The following is an 8,332-nucleotide window of genomic DNA, read 5'->3' on the forward strand; positions in this document are numbered from 1 at the left end:
AACAAGAAATCAGAGATTGATACCCCGGCCGTCGGCGGATCCCCCTCCCGATAAAAGACGATGCACACCGACTGCCCCACCATTCAGTTTGCCGATCTTGAAAACAATGTGAACACTCAAGACTGCGTCCATCCCCATGAAAAGGAGACCCAGATGTTATTCAACCTCACCGAAGAACAATTAATGATTCAAAGCATGGTCAGGGAATTTTCCAGAAAGGTCATTGCTCCCACAGCCGCCGAGCGCGACAAAACAAAGGAATTTCCCAAGAAAAATTTTAAACAGATGGGAGAGCTGGGCCTGATGGGTATGATGATTCCCCCGGAATACGGCGGGGAGGGAGCAGATACCATCTCCTATGTCCTGGCCCTGTCGGAAATCGCCTACTCCTGCGCCTCCACCTCTGTGGTCATGTCGGTGCAGAACTCCATTGTCTGTGAAAGTATTCTTAAATTTGGCACGCAAGTCCAGAAAGAAGAATTTCTTATTCCCCTGGCCTCGGGTAAAATTATAGGCGCCTTTGCCCTGACAGAACCCGATGCCGGATCAGACCCGGTGAGCCAGTCCACCACTGCGGTGCGTGACGGGGATGATTATATCATTAACGGCACCAAACGCTTTATCACCTCCGGCAAAAATTCAGGTGCCGTCATTGTCACCGCCAAAACCGATGAAAGTGCTGGGCACAAAGGCATCAGTGCCTTTCTGTTGCCCAAAAAAACCCCGGGCCTCATTGTGGGCCACATGGAAGATAAAATGGGACTACGGGCATCGGACACCACGGACCTGATTTTTGAAAACTGCCGGGTACCGGCCTCCTGTCTTTTGGGAAAGGAAGGCGACGGCTTTAAGATTGCCATGTCAGGTCTTGATGGGGGCCGCATCGGCATTGCGGCACAGTCATTGGGGGTTGCCCAGGCCGCCTTTGATGCCGCCGTGAAATATGGAAAAAATCGAAAACAGTTCGGCTGTGCCATCATCAAGCACCAGGGCATCCGCTGGCAGATTGCAGACATGGCCACCCAGATTGAAGCAGCGCGGCAACTGGTTCTCTCCGCCGCTGCCATGAAAGACCGTAAAGAAAAATACACCACCCAGGCAGCCATGGCAAAACTCTTTGCTTCTGAAATGGTCAACCAGGTGACGGCCCGGGCCATCCAGCTCCATGGCGGGTATGGGTTTACAAAGGATTACGAGGTGGAACGCTTTTACAGGGACGCCAGAGTATTCACCATTTATGAGGGAACCTCTGAAATCCAGCGTATTGTGATTTCAAATAATATTCTCAAGGATAAACGCAAACCTTAAGTAGGGGGACTTGATCACAAGCCTGACCTCACAGGTACAATTATGGTGACGGGTGGATAATGAAAATGGGGATCACCTTCCGTAAAACATAAAAAGCCCCAGGGACACAAATGGTTGTCCCTGGGGCGTTTTCTATTGTTCACATTAAAGATCAGCTGAAGGATTCAAAGATCTTTAAAGCGGCCTTCAGATCTTCCGGACAGAAAACAAAAAGGCATTTCCCGTCGGAGTCGGACACAGAGCCATAAACATAGTTGATATTGACTTCTTCTTCCCCAAATTTTCGGGTGATCTTGGAAAGGGTGCCGGGGATGTTTTCCAGTTCAATGGCTATGAGATCCTTGGTATCAAAGATATAGTCTTTCTCATTGAGCAATTCCACGGCTTCATCTGGCTTATCCACCAGCATCCGGATAAGGGAAACCTCTGCGGAATCTCTTTTCACAGAGCTGTAACTTGCCGCAGAAGCCAGTCGTTTAATTGACTTTCCCCTGGCCTCAAAGATGTTCTGGATATAACTTGACGCATCTTGAATAGTGATGGCATCCACATTGATACCGGCATCACTCAATAGTGCTGTCAGCTTGCCAAGTTCACCGGGTACATTGTTCATGAAAAGCGAAATCTCACGTCGAATCATATAACCCCCTTTAAAGTCAATTCATTAATTCCCCTGGCTGTGTAATGCACTTACTCAGCCCAGGGCGATTTCCAGCCCTTTGTCAAAGGCAGCCATATTCAAAGGAATCAGCTTTGCCTTGGAAGCAAACTGTTCTTTGACACACTCCCTTAAAATATCAAGATCCACCATCTTGCTCCGGGCCGCAAAGGCAGCCACGGCGATGATGTTGGCACAACGGACACTTCCCACTTCAATGGCCGCATCATTGGCGGGTACAATCAATTCATCCACATCATCCCGGCCACTTTTCACCGGAATAAGGGAGCTGTTGATCATGATAACCCCATTGGGTTTTACCACCGGTGCAAACTTCTCCAGGGAAGGCCGATTCATGGCCACCAGATGGGTGGGATTTTTAATAATGGGAGAGCCGATGAGACGGTCACTGACAATAACCGTACAATATGCTGTCCCCCCTCTCATTTCAGGGCCATAGGAGGGAATCCACATCACCTCCGAGCCCTGGTTCATGGCTGCATGGGCCAGCAGTTTCGCACTGAGCAAAATGCCCTGCCCACCAAACCCTGCAAACATCACTTCTTTTTGCATATATGCCTCCTAAGAAAGATTTTATTTCAATCATTCAGGGCTTTTACTTGAGATACCATCCTCTTTATCAAAAAAACATGGGTTTATTTAAACATTTTTTTAACAAGGGGCATTTGACTTCCAGTAAAAATCCTTGACTCCCCTGTTTATTCAGGAGATTTAAACTCTCCCAGGGGATAATAAGGGAGCAGGGTTTCTTCGGCCCATTTCAATGAATCCTGGGGCGTCATTCCCCAGTTGGTGGGACAGGTGCTGACCAATTCAACAAAGCTGAAGCACTTGTTTGCTTCCTGGTACTCAAAGGCTCTTTTAATGGCTTTTTTAGCTTTGTTTATATACTTGGGTTTGAGCAGGGTCTGTCTTTCAATATATCCGGGTGTGGCAAGGCTTGAAAGCAGCTCACACATGCGGATGGGCATGCCGGTTTTTTCCACATCGCGACCCGTGGGAGCCGTGGTGGCACGTTGGCCCGGCATGGTGGTGGGGGCCATCTGGCCACCGGTCATGCCATATATGGCGTTGTTGATAAAAATGGTGGTGAACTTTTCTCCACGGTTGGCGGCATGGACAATTTCTCCCATGCCGATACTGGCAAGATCGCCATCCCCCTGATAGGTAAATACCATGAGGTCAGGCCTTACCCGCTTCATGCCCGTGGCCATGGCAGGGGCTCTGCCGTGGGCTGCTTCCTGAAAATCACAGCTGAAATAGTTGTATGCCATGACAGCACACCCCACAGGTGCTATACCCACGGTCCTGTTTCTGATACCCAGCTCATCAATTACTTCGGCCACAAGCCTGTGGGCGATCCCATGGGTACACCCGGGGCAATAGTGGGTATGTGCATCGGAAAGTGCTTCCGGTCTTGAAAATGTTTTTCCCATATTTAAACTCCCCGGTTTAACTGTTCAGCAAAGATTTAATGTGTTCTATGACTTCCTCGGGTGTCGGTATTTCACCACCGCACTGCCCATACCATTGAACGGGTACTTTTCCTTTTACCACCCGTTCCACGTCTTCCACCATCTGGCCCATGCTCATCTCAATGCTCACCACAACCTTGCAGCCTGGTTTTGAGGCCGCATCATGGATGGCCTTTTCCGGAAATGGAAACAGGGTTTGCGGTCTTACCATGCCTATTTCCAGGCCATTTTTCTTCATTTCATCAATGGCGGTTTTGCACACCCGGCTCATGGTACCATAGCTGACAATCAGGGCATCATAATCACCGTCGGTGTTATAATTCTCAAATCGGACTTCCTCTTCTTTCATGCGATCATACTGGGATTTCAACAGCAGGTTATGATCATTGAGCACCTTGGGATCAAGATAAAGAGATTTTACAATGTTTTTGGTGTCGCTTTTTCGGGTGGCCATGCCGTTGGTGGCCCAGTCATCCTTGTTGGTGGGGGGGACAAAAAGATCTTCGGGGAACTCCACAGGCTCCATCATCTGTCCGATCATACCATCTCCCATGATCATCACAGGGCCACGGTATTTTTCCGCCAGGGGAAAGGCCTGCATGGTCATTTCCACAGCCTCCTGTACCCCGTCCGGGGCCATGACCAGCATGTGATAATCGCCATGTCCACCACCCTTGGTGGCCTGGAAATAATCACCCTGGGAGGGGAGAATGCCGCCAAGGCCCGGTCCACCGCGCATGATATTGACAAATACCGCAGGACATCTGGCACCGGCAATGTAGCTGATGGCCTCACTCATGAGGCTCACCCCGGGGCTTGAAGAGGTTGTCATTACGCGTTCCCCACAGGCAGCTGCACCAAAAATCATGTAGCCCACCGCCACTTCACTCTCTCCCTGGACAAAGGTGCCATTGACCTCCGGCAGTCTCTTGGCAAGATATTCGGCCACTTCGGACTGGGGGGTAATGGGATAGGCAAAATAATTAAGGCAGCCCGCCCGGATGGCAGCCTCACCAATTGCTTCATTTCCTTTCATTAATACCTTGGCCATCAGTTTTCCTCCATTGTTTTTTCAAGGGTTTCGTCACTGGTTTCAATAATGGTGATGGCCACATCAGGACACATCACACAGCACAATGTGCAGTGAATGCAATCCTCTGGTCTTGCCTGGAATATGGGAAAATATCCCTTGGCACTTACCGTTTTAGAAATTTCCAGAACATTTTTGGGACAGACGTCTTTACACAGGCCACAGCCTTTGCATCTCTCCGTGTCAACAACATGTTTAAAAGCCATACGCCTTTCTCCTGTTAACTGCTCCGCCACCAAGGGGGAGGCAGCGTCCTCTCAATGGGTAATACAGGGCAGTGAATCCGTTCCAGATCCAGTTCATCCATCAATGCAGAGGTTGCGGTTATAAATTCCACCGGAATACCGGTCTGACGGGACAATTCCTGTACCAAATCATATCCTCTATAAATATCATGTGGGGTGGTGTGGTCAATGAGATTGGCATTACTCACCCAGCCGGTGACCTTCAACTTTGAGGAGACTTCAATCTCCCCTTTTATTTTCAGGCACCCCTCAACGTTTTCCGTAAAAGGCCGGTGGGGATTAACCACTTGGAGCATATGCACCGATTTTCCGGCCAGACTGTCTGCCAGGGCTGCCAGAACGGTGACACCCACGTCATCTCCCCCGGCATCGACTATGGTAAGATCCGAGGTGGTTTTGATGATGCCGGCCACCTTTGGTGACAAAATGGGAAGATCCGCATGCATATATTTCTCATCGGGCAGGACAACATTAATACCTTGACGGGTCAACGATTCCCGGGCCTCCCGGGTTCTGAAATAAGGATTCACCAGATCAAGGTCCACGATACTTACGTCAAGGCCTGCCCTTCGTCGATGAAATGCCAGATTTACGGCTGTTTCCGATTTTCCACTGCCATAATTACCGACGATGATGACAAGCCCTCTGGTTCCGATTTCTCTGCTCAATTGTTTCCCCTTATTTCAGATCATATTCCAAAATTTGTGCATCCCAACATTTAATCAGAAACAAACCTGGTTTGCAAATCTTTTTCTTAAATTTTTGCTTCATATTGACACCCGGAAACCCTGCAAGTATATTTTGAAGATGAAAAGTTCATATGTACATATAAATAAAAACAACCTGATGCTGCAAGTTTTAATCCTTTTTTCCATGGCAATCATTGCAGGGCTTGGCACCAATTGCATTCGCTCCGCCCCCCTTGCCCTGGTTCAGGACTGGTCCGTCAAGTCCCGATTGACCACTGCAGATGGCGATACCATGGCTCTGGATCTGGATCAGGCAATCACCCTTTATAAAAACAGACAGGCCATGTTTGTGGATGCAAGGGATCCTTCGAACTTCCATAAAGGCCATATAAAAGGCGCTTTAAATCTGCCATGGCATGATGTGCAAGAACAGTTCATGGCCGTGGCCCCCCGCATGGACCCGGAGATCCTTATTATCGCCTATTGTGATGGTGAATCCTGCTCTCTGAGCCATGATCTGGCTTTTTTCCTTAAGGATATGGGGTTTAACGTCAAGGTCATGACCGGGGGATGGGATGCATGGACAAAGGCAAATATGCCGGTAACCCAGGAAGAAAAAGGCAATCTTGATGGATAAAATTTTTCCCACCTTCAAAGAATCTCACCGGGAAAACCGTCAATGGCCCCCCCCTGTAACAACCATTGTCTACCACATGGCACGATGGATACTGGGTTTGGTGTTTATATATGCCAGTTTTGATAAAATTATACATCCCCACGCCTTTGCCGTCATGGTAAACAATTATCAACTGCTGCCGGGGGAGTTTGTGAATATCACTGCCCTGGTATTGCCCTGGCTGGAATTGCTCATGGGAATCTGTTTGATCACCGGGTGGTTAATGCAGGGCACTGTCATTGTCAGCAATGTATTGCTCTTTACCTTTACCATGGTCCTGCTTTATAATCTCCATCGGGGTCTGGACATCAGTTGCGGTTGTTTCTCAACCTCTTCCGAAAAAACCCCTGCCAACATGTTCACCATTGCAAGGGATAGTGGTTTTCTGCTGTTATCTTTTTATCTTTACTGGTTTAATTTTGTCCGTCTTAGATCATCTGATACTCGATGATGAAATTAACACATTATTTCAGGGAGCCCGGATGATTAACGCAAAACCCATTTTAGTTACAGGAGCAACCGGCTATGTTGCTGGCCGTCTTATCCCTTTATTATTGGCAGACGGCTACAAGGTGAAAGCTATGGGGCGCTCCATACCCAAAATGGCCGACCGGCCATGGGGGGAAAATGAAAACGTAGAACTGGTTAAAGGAGATATCCAGAACATAGAGTCGCTAAAAAATGCGACGAAAGGATGCGGAACTGTTTATTATCTTGTCCATTCTATGATTTCCCAAAAAAGCAAATACCGAGATGCAGACAAAACTGGTGCAAAGAACATGGTTCTAGCAGCGGCAGAGGAGGGATTAGAGCATATTATATATTTAGGCGGCCTTGGAGACATAAACCATAAAAATATCAGCAAACATCTTATTTCCAGAAATGAAGTTGGCAAGATTTTCATGGAAGGACCTGTTCCAACAACGGTTCTTCGAGCTGCCATGATCCTGGGATCAGGCAGTGCCAGTTTTGAAATCTTAAGATATCTTGCCGAGCGGTTGCCTGTAATGGTCACGCCTAAATGGGTAAGTATGCCCACCCAGCCCATATCCATAACTAACGTTTTAGGATACTTAAAAGGCTGTTTAGAATACCCTGAAACGAAAGGAAAAACATTCGATATTGGTGGGTCTGAGGTTGTGACATACCGGGATTTATTCCGTATCTTTGCCAAAGAGGCAAACTTACCAGAACCACTTATGATACCGGTTCCTGTCTTAACACCGAGGTTATCATCACTTTGGATTCACCTTGTAACGCCGGTTCCTGCCGCCATTGCACAACCCTTAGCGGAAGGATTAAGCATTCCAACTACTTGCACAGAAAACAGCATCAGCCAAATTATTTCCCAGGACCTGATCTCGTGTTCTGAAGCAATTCGCAGGGCACTTGCGCCGCTCATCCAGGAACAGGTCGACGCCTGCAAGGCTGATGACAGTAAAATCAAACACCCTGAAAGGTCACACTATGGCGATGCTTCCTATTCAGGGGGGACCCTCTTTTCCTGCGGATATCAGGCGATTGTAAAAGGAGTTCCTGGTGATCTATGGAAATCCATTGAAAAAATCGGTGGACGGACAGGGTATTATGGTGCAGATATATTATGGAAGATTCGCGGCATCATCGATAGATTTGCCGGAGGTGTTGGATTATCCGACAGAAGTGGCTCGAGTAAAGTGCTCAGGCTTGATGATACAGTTGATTTCTGGAAAGTCCTTGAGATAGCGCCTGAATCAAAACTGCTGTTACTGTCTGAAATGAAAGCCCCTGGGCAAGCACTTTTAGAACTAAGAATAGAGAACATGGATAAGGGGAAATGCCAAATTATTTTACTATCACGTTTTCTGCCCAAAGGATTAATCGGGCTTTTATACTGGTATAGCTTATTTCCATTTCACCAATATGTATTCATTCAAATGTTAAAAGGACTGGTAACCGCTTCCGGTTTAAAATTGGTGACGCAGCCGGAAAAATATTTCCGATCTCTTCAGATATGATCTCTGAAGCCGACAAATAAAACATACATAACAGTAACCACTCGCCCACAATTAAAATTGAAAACTCAATTATTTTAGAGCCTTGGAAAGAAATTTGTATATAACGGGCATGTCCTGCCGGACACAACAAATATTGGGTCGTAGACGCGGAGCCAAATGGCATTATACCGCCA

10 protein-coding genes are annotated in these 8,332 nt (G+C 47.6%); 4 read left to right on the plus strand and 6 right to left on the minus strand.

From position 1 onward, the window contains the following. Positions 1–153 precede the first annotated feature (153 nt). Complete coding sequence (locus ACYQ2M_RS17750; RefSeq protein ID WP_459917722.1) at positions 154–1,308, plus strand: acyl-CoA dehydrogenase; 1,155 nt, start codon at positions 154–156, stop codon at positions 1,306–1,308. Positions 1,309–1,459: 151 nt separating this feature from the next. On the opposite strand, the gene ACYQ2M_RS17755 is transcribed toward ACYQ2M_RS17750, so the two are convergent. From ACYQ2M_RS17755 to ACYQ2M_RS17780, 6 genes are all read right to left on the minus strand, one after another. Beyond that, entirely contained in the window at positions 1,460–1,948 is a 489-nt protein-coding gene (locus tag ACYQ2M_RS17755) for an ACT domain-containing protein (RefSeq protein ID WP_459917713.1), read from the minus strand. 54 nt (positions 1,949–2,002) lie between these two features. Beyond that, positions 2,003–2,539, minus strand: coding sequence for a 2-oxoacid:ferredoxin oxidoreductase subunit gamma family protein (locus tag ACYQ2M_RS17760; RefSeq protein WP_459917714.1), 537 nt, complete (start codon positions 2,537–2,539; stop codon positions 2,003–2,005). 146 nt (positions 2,540–2,685) lie between these two features. Beyond that, entirely contained in the window at positions 2,686–3,423 is a 738-nt protein-coding gene (locus ACYQ2M_RS17765; protein ID WP_459917715.1) for a thiamine pyrophosphate-dependent enzyme, read from the minus strand. 16 nt (positions 3,424–3,439) lie between these two features. Further along, entirely contained in the window at positions 3,440–4,513 is a 1,074-nt protein-coding gene (vorB, locus tag ACYQ2M_RS17770; protein ID WP_459917716.1) for a 3-methyl-2-oxobutanoate dehydrogenase subunit VorB, read from the minus strand. Beyond that, a complete protein-coding gene (locus ACYQ2M_RS17775; protein WP_459917717.1) occupies positions 4,513–4,758 on the minus strand; it encodes a 4Fe-4S dicluster domain-containing protein in 246 nt (81 codons plus the stop codon). The genes vorB and ACYQ2M_RS17775 overlap by 1 nt, the downstream gene beginning before the upstream one ends. A gap of 14 nt (positions 4,759–4,772) precedes the next feature. After that, on the minus strand, positions 4,773–5,465 hold the full coding sequence (locus ACYQ2M_RS17780; protein WP_459917718.1) for a P-loop NTPase family protein: 693 nt from the start codon (positions 5,463–5,465) through the stop codon (positions 4,773–4,775). 178 nt (positions 5,466–5,643) lie between these two features. On the opposite strand from ACYQ2M_RS17780, the gene ACYQ2M_RS17785 reads away from it, so the two are divergent. From ACYQ2M_RS17785 to ACYQ2M_RS17795, 3 genes are read left to right on the plus strand one after another with little or no spacing between them, the layout of a single operon-like run. Continuing rightward, positions 5,644–6,123, plus strand: a complete 480-nt coding sequence (locus tag ACYQ2M_RS17785; protein WP_459917719.1) for a rhodanese-like domain-containing protein — start codon at positions 5,644–5,646, stop codon at positions 6,121–6,123. Beyond that, a complete protein-coding gene (locus ACYQ2M_RS17790; RefSeq protein ID WP_459917720.1) occupies positions 6,116–6,613 on the plus strand; it encodes a MauE/DoxX family redox-associated membrane protein in 498 nt (165 codons plus the stop codon). The genes ACYQ2M_RS17785 and ACYQ2M_RS17790 overlap by 8 nt, the downstream gene beginning before the upstream one ends. 31 nt (positions 6,614–6,644) lie before the next feature. Beyond that, positions 6,645–8,159: an SDR family oxidoreductase gene (locus ACYQ2M_RS17795; protein ID WP_459917721.1), complete on the plus strand. Its 1,515-nt coding sequence runs from the start codon at positions 6,645–6,647 to the stop codon at positions 8,157–8,159. Positions 8,160–8,332: the final 173 nt, after the last annotated feature.

The sequence above is a fragment of the Desulfocicer niacini genome, from assembly GCF_054657595.1.

Excerpts from the sequence above, each read along its gene's own strand:
- ACYQ2M_RS17755 (WP_459917713.1), bottom strand. The coding sequence starts at position 1,948 with ATGATTCGACGTGAGATTTCGCTTTTCATGAACAATGTACCCGGTGAA.
- vorB (WP_459917716.1), bottom strand. The coding sequence starts at position 4,513 with ATGGCCAAGGTATTAATGAAAGGAAATGAAGCAATTGGTGAGGCTGCC.
- ACYQ2M_RS17765 (WP_459917715.1), bottom strand. The coding sequence starts at position 3,423 with ATGGGAAAAACATTTTCAAGACCGGAAGCACTTTCCGATGCACATACC.
- ACYQ2M_RS17790 (WP_459917720.1), top strand. The coding sequence starts at position 6,116 with ATGGATAAAATTTTTCCCACCTTCAAAGAATCTCACCGGGAAAACCGT.
- ACYQ2M_RS17785 (WP_459917719.1), top strand. The coding sequence starts at position 5,644 with ATGCTGCAAGTTTTAATCCTTTTTTCCATGGCAATCATTGCAGGGCTT.
- ACYQ2M_RS17795 (WP_459917721.1), top strand. The coding sequence starts at position 6,645 with ATGATTAACGCAAAACCCATTTTAGTTACAGGAGCAACCGGCTATGTT.
- ACYQ2M_RS17775 (WP_459917717.1), bottom strand. The coding sequence starts at position 4,758 with ATGGCTTTTAAACATGTTGTTGACACGGAGAGATGCAAAGGCTGTGGC.
- ACYQ2M_RS17750 (WP_459917722.1), top strand. The coding sequence starts at position 154 with ATGTTATTCAACCTCACCGAAGAACAATTAATGATTCAAAGCATGGTC.
- ACYQ2M_RS17760 (WP_459917714.1), bottom strand. The coding sequence starts at position 2,539 with ATGCAAAAAGAAGTGATGTTTGCAGGGTTTGGTGGGCAGGGCATTTTG.